The sequence below is a fragment of the Prosthecobacter vanneervenii genome, assembly GCF_014203095.1.
GTDB classification, from domain to species: Bacteria; Verrucomicrobiota; Verrucomicrobiia; order Verrucomicrobiales; family Verrucomicrobiaceae; genus Prosthecobacter; species Prosthecobacter vanneervenii.
On record NZ_JACHIG010000005.1, the window covers coordinates 95,896 to 112,618 of the forward strand.

11 protein-coding genes are annotated in these 16,723 nt (G+C 61.8%); 8 read left to right on the forward strand and 3 right to left on the reverse strand.

Going from position 1 to position 16,723, the window contains the following annotated elements; translation table 11 throughout:
* Positions 1-272: 272 nt before the first annotated feature.
* A complete protein-coding gene (locus HNQ65_RS12725) occupies positions 273-1,595 on the forward strand; it encodes a Fic family protein (RefSeq protein WP_184339925.1) in 1,323 nt (440 codons plus the stop codon).
* Positions 1,596-1,650: 55 nt separating this feature from the next.
* Here the strand turns inward: HNQ65_RS12725 and HNQ65_RS26820 are convergent, their stop codons facing one another.
* Entirely contained in the window at positions 1,651-1,773 is a 123-nt protein-coding gene (locus tag HNQ65_RS26820; RefSeq protein WP_281382091.1) for a hypothetical protein, read from the reverse strand.
* 533 nt (positions 1,774-2,306) lie between these two features.
* On the opposite strand from HNQ65_RS26820, the gene HNQ65_RS12730 reads away from it, so the two are divergent.
* The 6 genes from HNQ65_RS12730 to smc all read left to right on the forward strand — a co-directional run bounded on the left by HNQ65_RS12730 (position 2,307) and on the right by smc (position 13,372).
* The gene (locus HNQ65_RS12730) at positions 2,307-2,471 is read left to right on the forward strand and encodes a hypothetical protein (protein WP_184339926.1); all 165 of its coding nucleotides are present in this window, start codon (positions 2,307-2,309) and stop codon (positions 2,469-2,471) included.
* Entirely contained in the window at positions 2,471-3,433 is a 963-nt protein-coding gene (gene miaA, locus HNQ65_RS12735; protein WP_184339927.1) for a tRNA (adenosine(37)-N6)-dimethylallyltransferase MiaA, read from the forward strand. Before HNQ65_RS12730 ends, miaA begins: the two co-directional genes overlap by 1 nt.
* Complete coding sequence (aroB, locus tag HNQ65_RS12740) at positions 3,388-4,488, forward strand: 3-dehydroquinate synthase (RefSeq protein ID WP_184339928.1); 1,101 nt, start codon at positions 3,388-3,390, stop codon at positions 4,486-4,488. The genes miaA and aroB overlap by 46 nt, the downstream gene beginning before the upstream one ends.
* A 473-nt stretch (positions 4,489-4,961) precedes the next feature.
* A complete protein-coding gene (locus HNQ65_RS12745) occupies positions 4,962-6,815 on the forward strand; it encodes a vWA domain-containing protein (RefSeq protein WP_184339929.1) in 1,854 nt (617 codons plus the stop codon).
* Positions 6,816-6,930: 115 nt separating this feature from the next.
* Complete coding sequence (locus HNQ65_RS12750) at positions 6,931-8,973, forward strand: LVIVD repeat-containing protein (RefSeq protein ID WP_184339930.1); 2,043 nt, start codon at positions 6,931-6,933, stop codon at positions 8,971-8,973.
* Between the two features lie 382 nt (positions 8,974-9,355).
* On the forward strand, positions 9,356-13,372 hold the full coding sequence (gene smc, locus HNQ65_RS12755; RefSeq protein ID WP_184339931.1) for a chromosome segregation protein SMC: 4,017 nt from the start codon (positions 9,356-9,358) through the stop codon (positions 13,370-13,372).
* Between the two features lie 66 nt (positions 13,373-13,438).
* Here the strand turns inward: smc and HNQ65_RS12760 are convergent, their stop codons facing one another.
* Positions 13,439-14,602, reverse strand: a complete 1,164-nt coding sequence (locus tag HNQ65_RS12760; protein WP_184339932.1) for an acyltransferase family protein — start codon at positions 14,600-14,602, stop codon at positions 13,439-13,441.
* A gap of 109 nt (positions 14,603-14,711) precedes the next feature.
* Positions 14,712-15,182: a hypothetical protein gene (locus HNQ65_RS12765; RefSeq protein WP_184339933.1), complete on the reverse strand. Its 471-nt coding sequence runs from the start codon at positions 15,180-15,182 to the stop codon at positions 14,712-14,714.
* 94 nt (positions 15,183-15,276) lie between these two features.
* On the opposite strand from HNQ65_RS12765, the gene HNQ65_RS12770 reads away from it, so the two are divergent.
* Positions 15,277-16,722 carry a hypothetical protein gene (locus HNQ65_RS12770; RefSeq protein ID WP_184339934.1) on the forward strand — a complete coding sequence of 482 codons (1,446 nt, stop codon included), beginning with the start codon at positions 15,277-15,279 and terminating at the stop codon, positions 16,720-16,722.
* The last annotated feature ends 1 nt before the right edge of the window (position 16,723 follow it).

Sequence of the window (16,723 nt, forward strand, 5' to 3'; positions counted from 1 at the left end):
CAAAGTTGCCGAGTTGCCGCACCTATGCACGGCAACTTGGCAACTTTCTCCCAGCCCCCTCAAATCGACAAGCACAGGATAGCATGGCGTGGTATCTCATGGTAAATAGAGACATCTCATTGCACTCTGAAAAGCCGATGCACGGCAACTTTCGCACCCCTGAAAGTTGCCGTGGTTTTGCGGTCGATGCCCCCTCTTAAAGCCCCGTAGAAGTCCTCCTTTTTTCTACTTTTCCAGTAGCGTCTGTTTCCATCTCCGGCTTCCCTTGCCCCATGCAAACAGAGATCCAGACCCTCGAAGCCCTGCGGGATGATTGGCGGGCCCTCCAGCCACTGACGGCGGAAAACGAGGCACGCCTGTGGAAAAAGCTGCGCCTGGAGTGGAACTACCACTCCAACCACATCGAGGGCAATACGCTGACCTACGGTGAAACAGAGCTGCTCCTGCTGCATGACCGCACCCACGGCAACCACAGCCATCGCGAGTATCTGGAGATGAAAGCCCACGATGTGGGCATCGAGCACGTGCGCACCCTCGCCGCCGACAAAGACCGCCTCATCTCCGAAGGCGACATCCGTGACCTGAACCGCATCATCCTCAAGGAGCCCTTCTGGAAACAAGCAACAACCGCAAACGGCCAGACCACTCGCAAGGAGATCATCCCCGGCGAGTACAAGACCACCCCCAACAGCGTGCTCCAGGCCACAGGGGAGATCCTGAGCTTTGCCAGCGTGGAGGAAACACCTGCACGCATGAGCGATCTCGTGGCATGGCTGCGAGCGGAGCTGACATCCCCCACCCTGCCCGTCGCAGCATGCATCGCCAAGCTGCATCACGACTTTATCATCATTCATCCCTTTGAGGATGGAAACGGCCGTGTGGCCCGCCTGCTGGTGAACTACGTGCTCATGCGCGGCGGCTGGCTGCCCCTCATCGTCCACACCGAGGAGAAAGAAGACTACCTTACCGCACTTCGCCTGGCCGATGCCGGCGAACTCTCCGCCCTCATGACCTACCTCCAGCGCCGCCTGGAGTGGTCCATGCAGATCGGCATCAAAGCCGCCAAGGGAGAGAGCATCGAAGAGCCAAGCGATCTGGAAAAGGAAGTGGCGATCTTTGTGCGGAATCAGCAGGAAAGTAAGGACAAGGTTGTGTTTCGGTCCCAGGAGGTTTTGCGCCAGCTTTTTGATTTGGGACTTCGTGAGTTTGTTGAAAGGGTGGAGACGAAGCTCAGTAAATTAGTCCCTCTTTTCAGAGATCATCGTGTGACGATTCAACCTCATTTGCCTGCCGCTCAAGGCAATCCAGTGAAGGCCTTGGAACTCATGATTCAAGCAACTGAACATGTATCTTCATTCAGCATGCAGCATGTTTTCCTGCGTTATTTAACTAAAGCTCCCCAGCCGTTCAACGTCTCAGTTACTGCAACTATGACCTTCGATGATAGCCAATACGCACTTAATCTTGCAGGACAGGACTTAATCCGAAGGCGTTACAACAAGCCCGTCCTCCCAGACGAGGCTGAAACTCTGGCCAACAAAGCCTTGGCACATGCCTTCGCTGAGATCAAAAAACTCAGCGGTAGCACAGAATGAGCACTCCTCGGTGGCAACTTGCAGTGGCCCAGCAAGAACGGACTCACCAAGGCCTTCAGACAAAATCAGGTACGCCCACCACGCGCCAGCATCCTGGAATGCGGTGCAGAGATGCGCGGCGCAGGCCTGCATCGGCGGCACCGCTTTCGAGCGTCTCGTGGCAGGCGTAGGTTCCCATGGCTGGCGTGCGCCGTGAGTGGTGGGGTGTTCGTTTGCCTTGAGCCCCTCGCCAAATCATCCGGCCTGCGAAAGCGGTAGCTGCGCTCGTTCCTCGCTCCGCGACCGCACTCCAAAACGCATAGCGCACTCGCAGGGCATGCCCCATCGCTGCCCGCCCCCTAGGCCCCCGAAAAGTTGCCAAGTTGCCGTGTATAGGTGCGGCAACTCGGCAACTTTCTCTTTCACGCTGGCTTGAGACTGTGCACGAGCCAGCCCCCAAAGGCATGGCGTGGCAGCAGCGCGCACCCTGTGGAAGACTTTTGGAGCCCTGAAAGCATGGACGACGGCAACTTTTGCCTCTCAAAAAGTTGCCACAGTTTCCACGCCTGAATGCGGGCAAACGGCCCCGGCTTCGCATGCGCAGTCTCGACCTCAGCGCCGCGCCTACGTGCGGCCTTGCCATTCCATCGCAGGATTCTTTTCGTTTTTTGAGTGAGCGCTTTTCACTTTTTCACTGTCTCTTTCCACCGCCTGCACTACTCTGCCCCCTGTATGAAAATCTTCGCCTCCTTCCTCGCTGTCGTCGTTTTCTCCATCACCGCCTGCCGTGGCAGCGGCGGCCCCATGACCCGTGCCGGACGTGGCGTGGACCACGCCTTTGAAAAGACGGGCGAAGGCATCGCCAAAGTCGGTCGCAAGATCGAGCACACTTTCTGATGCCCGGCCTCCCGGGCACAGCCATGCTCCCAGACAGCACCTTCTTCATCACCGGGCCCACGGCCTCGGGAAAGACGGCGCTTGCCATCGCCCTGGCGCAGCAGGTGGGCGGGGAGATCGTGAATGCAGATGCCTTCCAGCTCTACGCCGGGATGGACCTCCTCACGGCCAAGCCCTCCGCCGCCGAGCTGGCCAGCGTGCCGCACCATCTCTACGGCGTGCTGCCTCTCTCCGAGTCGTGCGATGCCGCGCGCTACCATGCGCTGGCAGTCCCTGTCATTCAGGAAATCGCCGCGCGTGGCCGCGTGCCCATCGTGGTGGGCGGGTCTGGGCTGTACATCAAGGCGCTCACCCACGGCCTCTCGCCCCTGCCTGCGGCGTCTCCGCAGCTTCGCGCCCAGTTTCAGCACCTCTCCCCCGGAGAAAAGATCGTGTGGCTGCTGCAGCGGGACCCCGAGGCCGCCACCACCGTGAATCTGCGCAATCCCCGCTACGTGGAGCGCGCACTGGAGATCTGCCTGCTCTCCGGCCGCCCGCAGTCCGGCCTGCGCCGCTCCTTTGAGCAGGCCGAGCCGGAGGTGAATGGCATCATCCTCCAGTGGGACCGCGAGACGCTCTACCGCCGCATCAATCAGCGCACGCTGGACATGTTTGCAGCCGGGCTGGTGGCCGAGGTGGCCGCGCTGGGACCGCTCTCCCCCACGGCAGAAAAGGCCATCGGCGTGCGCGAGGTGCGCGCCCATCTGGCCGGGCAGACCACGCTGCCAGACACCATCTCCGCCATCCAGCAGGCCACCCGCCACTACGCCAAGCGCCAGATCACCTGGTTCCGCCGCGAACGCTGCTTCCAAACGATTTGCCTCGATTCCCTTCCCACGGCACAGTGCGTGCTCCCCCATCTCCTCGATCTCTTTCCATGCCTCCGCCCGTCCAGCCAGTCCGCCCCGTCTTCGTCAACCTAGGCCCCCGCAGCTACCTGGTCCAGGTCGGTCGTGATCTGCTGAAAACCCTCGGTGAAGAGGTGAACAAAAAGCTGCCCGACCGCACCTCATGCGCCGTGGTGACAGACAGCAATGTGGGCCCGCTCTATGCCGAGACGGTGCTGGCCAGCCTGCGCGCCGCCGGGAAAAAGCCCTGCCTCATCACCGTGCCTGCAGGCGAGTCTTCCAAATCCCTCTCCTGGAGCCAGTCCGTGCTGGGCGAGATGGTGCGCGCCGGGCTGGACCGCAAGAGCTTCGTCGTCGCCCTGGGTGGCGGCGTCATCGGCGATCTGGCCGGTTTCTGCGCCTCCGTGTACCAGCGCGGCATTCCGTATGTGCAGGTGCCCACCACCGTGCTCTCCCAGGTAGACAGCTCCGTGGGCGGCAAGACGGGTGTGAACCTCCCCGACGCCAAAAACATGGTCGGCTGCTTTCACCAGCCCGTGCATGTCATCGCTGATCTGGACACGCTGAACTCCCTGCCCACCCGCGAGTGGAATGAGGGCTTTGCCGAGATCATCAAGCACGCCTGCATCCGCGATGCCTCCATGTTCAAGGCCATCGAAGACATCGCCGCCGGCAAGGGAGACATCGTCAGCCTCATCCGGCGGAACATCGCCATCAAGGCCGTCATCGTCGAGGCCGACGAGCACGAGACCATCGGCACGCGTGCGCTGCTGAATTTTGGCCACACTCTCGGCCACGCCATCGAGGCCGCTGCAGGCTACGGCAGGCTGCTGCACGGAGAGGCCATCAGCCTGGGCCTGCGCGCCGCCGCCTGGCTCTCCGCCCAGGTGTCCGACCTCACCTCCGACGACTACGAACGCATCGTGGCCCTGCTCAAGCTCTGCGACCTCCCCACCCGCCTGCCGGATGATCTGGACACCGAGGAGCTCATGCGCATCGCCCGCACCGACAAGAAATTCGAGAACGGCAAGATCCGCTTCGTCCTCCTCCGCAAGATAGGCGACGCCTACGTCAGCAAGGATGTGATGGAAGGCCACCTGAAGCAGGCGCTGGATGAGCTGAGGAAGTGACGAGCCGGATGGGGTGGCCGCCTCAGTGGTCAGTGGTCAGTGGTCAGTGGTCAGTGGTCAGTGGTCAGTGGTCAGTGGTCAGGGCTTGGCCTGAGGTGCGCGGGGGAGGCGCAAAGCACCTGTCCACACTTCGGCCTCCGGAGCGCCAAGGGCGCGGCCTAGCGAAGCCCAGGGCAACGCCCTGGGTAGGATGCAAAACCACCTCGATCTCCAGGTCGAGCCCTGAAAGGGCGGCCTAACTCCTCTGCGTTCTGCGTGGATGCCTGCTCAAGATTTCCCACATGCATGCGCCCTTCACGGCGGCCATGACACTGCCCGCATTTTTTCATCAATCTTGATGACGCGAGATGGAGTACCCACCAACTTCGCCGTTACACATCCCCTGCCATTCATCTCTTGTTCTGCATTCGGCGCGTCTTGATCGAGGACGAGTTCGAGTAGGAGGACGAGGACGAATCCCAGCCCCCCCTACCATGCGCCTCCTAGCACCCGCCAATCTCCACCTGCTCTGGCTGCTGCTCATTCCGCTGGCGCTGTGGCTTTACAAGAGGCAGGCGCGCAGGGTGCCGGTTTCGACGCTGCTCTTCTTCAAATCGCTCGCGCGGGAGCATCAGGAGTCCGCATGGCTGCGGCGCATCAAAAAGTGGCTCTCCCTCATCCTCACGCTGCTGGTGCTGCTGGGGGCCATCCTGGCGCTGGCGCGGCCCAGCGGGAATCTTTCCGCAGACGCCACCAGCGCCATCGTCGTGGTGGTGGACTGCTCCGCCTCCATGGCCGCAAAAGATGTGCAGGGCCAGACCCGGCTGGAGGCCGCACGCCTGCGTGTGCGGGAGCGCCTGCGCTCGCTGCCAGACCAGACTGTGGTATCTCTCATCGCCTTTGATTCACGCGCCCGCGTGCTGCTCTCCCGCAGCCGCAACCACCGCGAGTGCCTGCGCCTGCTGGAGGAGCTGACCCCGCTGCCGGTGGAAGGCAAACCCGAGGCCGCGCTGACTGTGGCGCAGCGCCTGGCCGATCTGGAATCCCGCTCCCGCATCTGGCTGGCCAGCGATGCAGCCCCGCCTGCCGCCGAAGGCGCCAAGGCCTCCGCCATCGACTGGCTCCCCGCCGCGCTCACCGAGCCGCTCAATGTGGGCATCACCGGTTTTCAGATCCGCCACAGCCCGCTCACCCGCGACCGCTACGAGGCTTTTGTGAAGGTCAGCGCCGCCGCCAGCAACAAGGCCAAAACTACCGCCACGCTGGAGGTCAGCATCTCGGGCCGCATCGCCCAGCTGCGCGAGCTCGATCTCGCCCCTGGAGACAGCAGCGCGCTCATCCTGCCGCTGGAGGGCGTGCGCGGCCAGTTGCTGGAGATTCGCCTCAAGACACCCGGAGACTGCTTCAGCTGGGATGATGGCATCGCCGCACCACTGCCCAAGCTGAAGCCGCTGCGGGTGGCCTACTTTGCGGAGAAGCCCGATCCTTTCACCGAGCTGGCGCTCTCCGCGCTCATCGAAAACGGCCGTATCGAGATGAAGAAAGGCGCACCCGCCGCCTGGCCGTCCAAGGAGACGCCGGATGTGTACATCTTTGAGCACTGGCTGCCCAAGGAATGGCCCGCCGACCGGCCCGTCATCGCCCTGACCCCGGAGAGCAGCTCCGGCCCGCTGAAGACCCGTGCCATTCGTGGCGTGCCGCACGATGCCGTGCGCGGCGTGCAGCCAGACCACCCCGTGCTCTTCCGTGCCAGCAGCAGCCGCATTGCCGTCACGCAGACCACGCTGCTCAGCCTGCCCGCCTCCATCGAGCCGCTGTGGATGGCCGGTGCCGAGCCCGTGCTGGCCGCCGGTGAGTACAATGGCCAGCGCCTCGTGGCCACCGCCTTCTCCCCCGCACAGTCAGAGCAGCTCGCCCTGCTGCCCTCCTTCCCCCTCCTGCTGGGAAATGCCATTTACTGGTGTGCTGAAGACAGCGATGCCCTCACCGACACCCGCACCCTGCATACCGGAGAGCTGCTGCACACCGACAGCCTGGTGCAATGGCATGCGTGGAATGGCGAGACATTCACCGATGTGTCTGACGATCCCGCCCACGGCCTGCTCATGCTCAGCCGCATCGGCAGCTGGGAAACCGCCCCCGACCGCAGCGGCACCTGCGCCCTCATCTCCGCCGCCGAGACGAACCTGCCCGCCCCGCCTGCCCCCAGCGCCGCACACAGCCTCCAGCCTGCACAGCCCGTCATCACCGCCAGCGCCTTCAGCACCTGGCCGCAGAGACTGATCTGGCTGGTGCTCGGTGTGCTGCTGGTGGAGAGCTTCTTGTTTCACCGCAGGGCGGTGTATTAAAGTGACTCGCATCTGTCCATGGAGAGATGCTCGCACAGTGGCTGCTTGGTTGAATTTGCTTTTGCGAAATCAATCCGCCCCTCTCATACGTGTTTTCTCGTTTCAAAAGGCTCCTATGCGCTGTTTTGCCCGCCCTCTCTGCTTTCTGTTGATGATGTTTCTGGCCGCACAGGCTTATGCTCAGCATGCCTCCACTCCCATTCAGAGACCGGGGCCGGAATTTGGTGAGGAGTTGCAGACCGAGGCATTGCATCTCGGTGACACGATGGACGTGGCCGTTGCGGGTGACCATGTGTTTGCCATTGGCAAAGGCGAGCTGCGCATCCTCTCGAATGCCCGTGTGGGCAAACCGGCCTTGATTGGAAAACTGGAAGGACTCGGCAACACGCGGCAGATCGCGATCTCTCGCGGACACGCGTTTATCACGTCTCGCGAGGATGGGATGTTCATCGTGGATGTGCGCGAGCCATCCGGACCGAGACTTGTCCATCATTATGACACAGCGGAGCTGGCCACGGCAGTGGCGGTGTCGGGAGATGTCGCGGCGGTTGGGAACCGGTTTGCTGGCATCGAGCTGCTGGATGTTTCGCATCCTGAGCAGCCAAGGCACCTCTCAACGATCCGCTGTGGAGAGGTGCAGTCGCTCGTGTTTCATGGCACGTGGCTCTGTGCGGGCACATGGTCGGAGAAAACGGTGGCGGTGATCGATGCGCGCGATCCGTGGAAGCCTGCGCTGGTGAAAATGGTGCCTCTGGATGGCAAGGGCGATGGTCTCGATGTCAGCGGCAACATGCTCGCAGTGGCCACCGGCCATCATGCGCGCACAAAGGGCATTCCCAAACCCGGCGGTGCAGCTTATGGCAGCGGACATGGGGTGGAGTTCTTTGACATCACGAATCCCGCAGATCCGCAGCGTCTTTCCGGCGTGAAGTTTCCTCCGTTCTACCGGCTCGGCATGGACATGTGGGGCGTGGTGCTTGCGGGCGGGCACGCTTTCGTGAATGACACGCACAACGGCTTCTTCCTCATCGACGTGCGCGATCCCGCGAAGCCGCGAAACATCGGCTGGACGCAGCTCCCCAAAATCAAAGGCGATCCCAGCCCCGTGGCAGGCCTCGCCGTCGCTCAAGGTCGAGTTTTTCTCGCAGGCGGCTTCGATGACCTGCATCTCGTGGAGACGGGAATCCGCGATGCTGAACCCGTTTTGACTGAAGGTGGACTGCAGGTGCCCAAACAACCCGCCGAAGTCTCTGCGCACGGTTTGCCAAAGTACGTCGTCGAGGGCTCGATTCGCAGCGTCGTTCCATGGAAAGACGACTTGCTGCTGGTGGCGGCCGGATCGGCTGGCTGGCATATCGTGCGGCAAACAAGCGCGGGCTTTGAGCCGGTCTCGCAGCACCCCACACGAGGGTTTGCACGCGATGTGGCCTTTGAGGGCGATCATGTTTTCGTTGCGGAATCCCTTGGCGGGCTGTCCATCTGGCAAAAGCAGCCATCTGGCGGCTTGCAGCGCCTAGGAGCCTACGAAGTGCCCGGCAAGTCCATCCATCAGGTCGTGCTCGCGGATGAAGGGCGCATTGCCTTCCTCGCGGTGGGAGCCAATGCACTGCACGTCATCAAGATCTCCCATGACGGCAAAACAGAGCTCGTCATGCCTCCAGTGATGAACACCGGTCTGTTTTACCGCGATCCCATCTCGCCGCTCTCCGCCGATGGCCGCCGCGTGCTGGTGCAATGGCATGTGACCGGGCTGCACGAGTTCATCATCGAAAACGGCACCGTGAAACGCGGCAGCTGGACTTTCCCGCACGCGATGGACACCGAATGCGGAGCCACCCCCTGGCAAGACGCCTGGCTCGCCACTTCGCACCGGGGTTTCTTCACTCTCGCTGAAGGTGAAACTCGCCCCGCCGAGAAAATAGGCCTGCTCAAGCCTGCAGACCGTATTTTCCCCGGCAAGCCGAGCCTCTCGAACGCCACGCTGTACATCGCTGATCCTTTCCTGGGCGATGTGTCTGCCTTTGACATGTCTGACGCCGCGAATCCCAAGCTCACAGCCGAACTCCATCTCACAGGCCATCCCGGCCGGGTGGTTGTGCACCAAGGCCACGCCCTGATTCCCGCCGGACGCGAAGGGTTGCTGTTGTGGAACCGTTAAACGGGTGGCTACGGCGTGGGTGAGTTTCATCCAGCCAGCCTTCCCTTGGCAACACATGCAAGAGCCACCGAGGCTCGTTCAAAAAGCAGGCCCGAAGGTTTCCAGGTCGCTGCGCCTTGGACTCGTTTGCTTCGGCCATCGCATGGCAAGTGGCTGTTCCTTCCCCCCTCGAAAACTTGTTCACAGCGGGCACGATTATTCACAGGAAAAACGTGCTCAAAAATCCCACATCTTGTTTAAGACAACTTAAATAACCACAAGATAGCGTGGATTTTTGCCTTCATTCTTGCGAGCATCTGGCGTGAAATGGTTCTGTCCCACCCGGCACCCGCCGTGCCTTTCGTGTTCCGTCTTCGTCATTCCGTTTTTAGCCCTTCCTGCCATGTATCTCAAGAGCCTCACCCTTCACGGCTTCAAGTCCTTTGCGGACAAGACCCACTTTGAGTTCCACAAAGGCGTCACCGGCATCGTGGGGCCGAACGGCTGCGGAAAGTCCAACGTGGTGGATGCCATCCGCTGGGTGCTGGGGGAAACCTCCGCCAAGGCGCTGCGTGGCGATGAAATGGCCGACGTCATCTTCAACGGCACCGACAAGCGCAAGCCCGTGGGCCTCGCTGAAGTGACGCTGACCATGGCGGACTGCGAGCAGTCCCTGAACGTGGACTTCAACGAAGTGGCCCTGACCCGCCGCGTCTTCCGCGATGGCCGCAGCGAATACCGCCTGAACAACACCGTCTGCCGCCTCAAAGACATCCACGATCTCATCGCGGGCACCGGCATTGGTCGTGCTGCCTACTCCATCATGGCGCAGGGCCAGATCGACATGCTGCTGAGCTCCAAGCCGGAAGACCGTCGTACCGTTTTCGAAGAAGCAGCGGGCATCACCAAGTTCAAATCCCAGAAGCGCGAAGCTCTCCGCAAGCTGGAATACACCGAGGCCAATCTCCTGCGCGTGGCGGACATCATCGCCGAAGTGAAGCGCCAGATGGGCACGCTGCAGCGCCAGGCCGCCAAGGCCCGCCGCTACCAGGCCCTGCTGGAAGACACCCGACTGCTGGACACCCACCTGGCGCACAAGCAGTACACCGAGTTCAGCGGAGAGAAGTCCGAGGCTGAAAACACGGTGCGCATGATGACGCAGCAGATCGAGGAACTGCAGCGCAAACTGCAAACCGCCGAGACCGAGGCTGCACAAACGCGCGAGGCCTACCACTCTCTGGAATCCCAGATCAGCCAGGCACGCCAGCAGGCGCAGGAGCTGCGCTCGCAGATGCAGAACGCGGAAGGCCGCATCGGATTCAACCGCGAGCGCAATGAGGAGCTGGAAGGCCGCCTGCGCCAGAATGAGGAGCAGATCGCCGCCAATGAAGAGCTGCTGGATCAGGCACGCCGCGATCTCGTGAATGCAGACGAGCAGCTGCTCGCCATCGCCGAAAACATCCAGACGCGCCAGATGGCGGTGAACGAGCACGCCAGCCAGCACCAGAACATCCTGCCAGAGCGCAACCGCCTGGAAAGCGACCGCCGCGCCATCCGCGAGTCCATCCGCCAGTTTGAAGGCCAGATCGCCGCCAGCGAGGCACGCGCGCAGTCTCTCAGCAATCAGATCTCCGGTGACCGCCAGCGCTTTGAATCCCTGTCGCATGACCGCATGACGGCGCAGCAGGCGCGTGAGACGAGCCAGATCGAATTCGACGAACTGCAGCGCAACATCCAGGAACTGGAAGAGACGCGCAACCAGCTCGAAGAAAAGGCCAAGGACTGCGCTCGCGAGATCATCGAGCGCCGCCGCCAGCGCGATGCCCTGAGCAATGAGCTGAACGAACTGCAGCGCAGCCTGACGCAGCGCAAGTCACGCCTGGAGATCATCGAGCAGCTGCTGCAGAAAGGCGAGGGCCTCTCAGCCGGTACGCAGAAGGTCATCAGCGGCTTGGACAATCCCGAGGTGTACTCCGTCGGTGTGCGTGGCCTGCTGGCCAGCAGCATCGAGGTGGAGCCCGCCTTCATCACCCCCATCGAGGCCGCTTTGAAAGACCACCTGCAGGCGGTGCTGCTCACCGAGAGCGAGCTGGCCGCGCAGATCATCGACCGCCTGACGGACCACAAGATGGGCCGCGCCGCACTGGTGCCGCACGATTTCTGCAACCTGCGCAACGCCGCTGACCGCGAGCTGCTGCCCGCAGGTGCCATCACCTGGGCCACGGACAAGGTGCGCGTGAAAACCGGCGTGCAGAGCCTGCTGGACCACCTGCTGCACAATGTGGTGATCGTGGACGACCTGCACACCGCCCTGCGCATGAAGCGCGAGATGCCGCACCTGGCCATCGCCACCATGCGCGGAGAGTTCATCACCCATGATGGTATCATCTCCGGTGGTGCCACCAAGGAGGAGGGCTCCTCCACCCTGCGCCGCGAGGCCGAGGTGCGCCAGCTCCGCTCAGAGGTGGAGGCGCTGGAATACCAGTACATGGAGAAGGAGGACGCTGTAAATACCGCCAGCACGCAGCTGGAGGAAATGCAGCGCGAGGAAGTGTCCCTGCGCGAGCAGGCCCAGCGCGCGCGCGAAGGCTTCTCCCAGTTCCAGGGCAAGATGAGCGTGGTGCAGCGTGCGCTGCAGCAGGCCACCGCCAAGCTGGAAAGCGTGGAGTGGGACCAGAACCAGATCCAGGAGCGCATGAGCGGCTCTGAAAGCCAGATCCAGCAGCTGCGCGAGGCCGTGGTCATCGCCCAGGAGCAGCTGGAAACCTCCCGCATCCGCGAGGCGGAGCTGGAGACGGAGATGGAGTCCTTCCTGCGCCGCGAGCTGGAGTCCAGCGAGCGCCTCAACGAGCTGCGCACCGCGTTGGCCCTGGAGCAGAGCGCCCTGCAGTCCATCGAACGCCAGAAGGCCCCGCTGGCCATGCGCCTGCAGGAGCTGCAGGCGGGCATCAACCGCTTTGCGGAGGAGATGAACACCTGGCGCATGCGGATCCAGCAGAATGAGGCTGAAAGCGCCCGCTTTGAGGAGCAGATCCAGTCCCAGCGCGGCACCATCGCCGCCATCGAGGAGCACCTGCAGTCCAAGACCGAAGAGCGTGCCGGATTGTTTGAACAGGTGAGCCAGCTGGAAGCCCAGCTGACGCAGCTGCGCCAGAGCTTCAACGGCCTCAATGAATCGCGCAACCGCGCCGAGGTCACCCTGACCCGCGTGGACCTGCGTCTGGAAAATCTCATCAGCCAGGTGCAGGAGCGCTACAGCTTCCACATCGAAGCCTTTGAGCCCGACTACCACGTGCTCATGCTCACCATCGAGGAGCAGAAGAAGAACCGCAATCGAGGCAAGAAAGGCGCATCCAGCGCAGCGGACAGCAGCAGCCAGAACGAAGGTGCAGAAGCCGTCGCCGATGACTCTGCCGAGCCCGAAGCCGCAGCCGAGGAAGTCGAGGAAACGCAGGTGCGCGCCGTCTCCAACCGCGACGACGATGCGGTGGACATCGACGACGTCGTCATCCCCGGCCAGGAGGCCGAGCCCGACTGGGCCTTTGTCATGGAGGTGGTCTATGAGCTGCGCCAGAAGCTCGAAGGCATCGGCCCGGTGAACCTCGACGCCATTCAGGAATTTGAAGAACTCGAAGAGCGCCACAACTTCCTCGACACCCAGCACAACGACCTCGTGAAATCCAAGGAGGAGCTGCTGCAGGTCATCGCCAAGATCAACGACACCACAAAGACCATGTTTGTGGAGACCTTTGAGCAGGTGCGCGGCTTCTTTAACAACAACTTCCGCGAGCTCTTCGGCCCCGCTGCCAAGGCCGACCTCATGCTGGTGGATGAAAACGATCCGCTGGAGTCAGGCATCGAAATCATCGCCAAGCCCCCGGGCAAAAAGCTGCAGACCATCAGCCTCCTCTCCGGTGGCGAGCGCAGCATGACCGCCGTAGCCCTGCTCTTCTCCATCTATCAGGTGAAGCCCAGCCCCTTCTGCGTGCTGGACGAGCTCGACGCCCCGCTGGACGAAACCAACATCGGCCGCTTCCTCAAGATGCTGGACAGCTTCATCGACAACTCGCAGTTCATCATCGTGACGCACAACAAGCGCACCATGAGCCGCGCCGATGTGATCTACGGTGTGACGATGCAGGAATTTGGCGTCAGCAAGCCGGTCGGCGTGCGCATGACTACCGAAGACACCCGCACCCTGGCCAAGTCCGCGCAGGAGCTGGCCCTCGAAGCGCCGAACCAGAACAAGCGCAAGAAGAAGGGGGCTGATGCTGATGAGGCAGAGGTTGCCGCCGAAGGCGAATCCGCCGCTGAAGCCCCTGAGGCCAATGCTCCCATCCAGGAAGACCTCGACCAGGAACAGGCCCGCCTGACCGCCATCGAGGAACAGGAGGAGCAGACACCTGCGGTGCTGGTGTAGCCAGAGTACTCGCAGGCTTCAGCCCTCCTCCAAGCGCCATCGGAAGGCCAACGCCTGCCGACGGCTCTATGCCCTGGCATTCATCCGCCGCTCCCAGTTCATCAGGGGGCGCTCAATGCCCAGATGCAGCACCACCGCCGCAAGCAGGATCAAAGGCAGGCCAAGTAACATCAGGAGGAGCAGGGCGTCGCCGGATGAAACCTGGGGATTCCAATGCAATATCACGGCCAGAAAGCCGATGATCATGGGCCAGTGCACGAGATACAGCGGATAAGAAATCTGCCCCAGCCGCTGCAACCAGCGATGGCGCAGCAAGATACGAATCGAGGAAAGCACCCGGGAAAACAAATCATCTCCCTGTGCAAAAACACATCCAAAAGCCAGCGCCCAAAGAGTGAGCGCGACTGCGTGCCAGCGTGTCATGAATGCCAGGGAAAGCACCACAGCCACAAGAATGGGGTTGAGGCTGGATCGTTCACGCCGGGAGGCGGCAAAAGCCTCATACAGATGGAAGCTCCCGATCCCGATGAGAAAAAGAGGAAGCTGATGCAGCAGAAAAGCATGATTGGGATTGCCAGTGCTGTAGAAACGAAAACAGAGCCAGTTCAGCGCCACGAGAAACAGCACCCCAGCACCCGAACGAACCACTCTGGCGAGCAGCGAGGCCACAAGATAATACTGCCACTCCAGCGAGACACTCCATGCAGGCCCGAGCAGAGTCCCGGTGCTGTCGCTGAGCACCGATTTCGGAACGGCACCGTGCAACAGCGTCAAATGCCAGAATGCATGCTGGGCGGTCGCGGAGGTCTCGCTCAGAGAAAGGTTGCGGTTCCACTCGAAATAAACAGTCGCATCCCGCCACGCGGCAGTGTTCAGCACATAGGGAGTCCAAAAAATGGCAGCCACCGTGCCCAGGGTCAGGCAGACAAGATAGACGGGGTAAATGCGAAAGAAACGCCCTCGAATGAAGTGCCCGTAGGACTCCTGGCGTCGGGCGATCAGAAACGAAATGGCAAATCCGCTGAGGATGATGAAGGTGTCCACCGCCGCACCAGCCTCGACAAATCCTGCCCAGCTGCTTGTGAGCAGACGCGGCCCGGTGACAGAATCCCAGAACCCTGTCCAGCAAAAGACATGCGCCAGGGCCACCCACAAGGAAAGCAGACCTCTGAGTCCATCCAGTTCGTCCACACGAACGATCTGATGCTCCGCCTTGAATGTGCTCGTCATGCAGCGAGGCTTAACAAAAAGCAGCACGAGGAGCAATGGTGAATAATTCCCGTGCCCTGCAGGATGAGAAACAGTGCACTCACTATCGAGCCCCCAATCCGCAGCCCGCTTACACCTGCTCCGTGTTTGCCACGTTGTCTGCCTTTAGCTCCCACTCCCTCATCGCCTCCTCATACTTCTCCCGCAGCTCCTCATCTCCAACTCGCTGGGCCAGCTCGATGAGTTCCAAATACGCGTCCCGCTCCTCAGGATAGTAAAACAGGATCTTCTCATACTCCTGCACTGCGGCGTCCACCTTGCGCTCCTGGCTGTACTTGCGCGCCAGCACATAGGAAAGCGGCGGCTTCTCAAACTCATCGTCGGGATAAAACAGCGCCGCAAACGGCCGTGCGATCCACTCGGCGATCTTCACCGCCGTGTCCGGTGCCGTGAGCATCACCGATGCGACAAACAGCAGCAAGCTCCCGATCACTGGAAACGCCGCCGCCAGCCAGCTCGATCTCAGCGCCACAATCATCAGCCACACGCTCGCCAGCAGGGCGATGCAGGCGAGAATCCTTCGTGCAGTTAGCAGGTGCATGAGCATGAATGGCATGGAATTTGTCACCTGAAACTTGAAACAATGAGCTAGGATCGAGGGCCAGAACGAGTAAGAGGACGAATCCCCCCGCCGCATGACCTTCACCATCGCTTCTTTCCAGTTCCACGTGCTGCCCATGCGCACGCGCTTTCCGTTTAAATACGGCATCGCCAGCATGAGCGCCCTGCCGCATCTCTTTGTCACGGCGAATCTGGTGGTGGATGGCAAAGCCGTGAGCGGGCTGGCCAGCGAAGGCCTGCCGCCCAAGTGGTTCACCAAGAATCCGGACACGCCCTTCGAGATCGATCTGGCGGAGATGATCTCGGTCATTCAGAACGCCTCTCGCATCGCCAGGCTGGCCGCGGAGAAACCCACGAGCTTTTTTGAGTGGTGGCAGAACCTGTATGCTGAGCAGTCCAGCTGGGCCAAGATCAAGGAACAGCCCGCGCTGTTGGCCAACCTGGGCGTGAGCCTCATCGAGCGCGCCGTGCTTGACGGCCTGTGCAAGGCCCTGGGCCAGCCTTTGCACGCCGTGCTGCGCTCCGATGTGCTCGGCATCGACCTCGGCGCTGTGCGCGAGGAGCTGCGCGGCATGCGCGTGGCGGACGTCATCGCTCCTGCACCGCTTTCGCGCATCCACGCACGTCACACGGTAGGCCTGGGAGATGCCCTCAGCGCCGCCGATGGCACGCTGGACGATGGCCTGCCCTACACGCTGGAGGAAACCATCCGCGCCTACGGCCTGCGCTATTTCAAGATCAAGGTCTGCGGCAAGCCAGAGCAGGATCTGCCACGCCTGCGCGAGATCACCCGCGTCATCACCGCCAACTGCCCCTCAGGATTCCACGCCACGCTGGATGGCAACGAGCAGTTCTACGATCTGGCTTCTTTCCGCGACTTCTACGCCACGCTGCGCGCCGATGCCGCCCTGGCCCCGCTGTTCCAAAATCTGCTCCTCATCGAGCAGCCGCTGCACCGCTCCCAGGCATTAAATGAAGATGTAGCCGCCACGCTGAGCACCTGGACCGAAGGCCCCGGCATGATCATTGATGAAAGCGATGCCTCCCTGGCCGACCTGCCACTCGCGCTGGATCTCGGCTACCGCGGCACCAGCCACAAGAACTGCAAAGGCATCGTCAAAGGCTTGGCCAATGCCGCGCTGCTCAAGAAACGCACCCCCGTCATCCGTGGCGGCCCCATCCTCAGTGGCGAGGACCTGGCCAATGTGGGCCCCGTGGCCCTGCTGCAGGATCTCAGCGTCATGGCTCTGCTGGGCGTCACTCACGTGGAGCGCAATGGCCACCACTACTTCCGCGGCCTTAGCATGCACTCCCAGGCCACGCAGGAGGCCGTGCTGAGCACTCACACCGGCCTCTACCACCGCCACCCGCAGGGCTTCCCCACGCTCAAGATCCAGAACGGCACGCTCGATGTCTCCACCGTCAACTCAGCCCCCTTCGGCTGCGGCATCACGCTGGATGTGACCCAGTTTGAGCCCCTGAATGACTGGATCAAGCGGGGTGGGATGGGGGAGTTGTAAT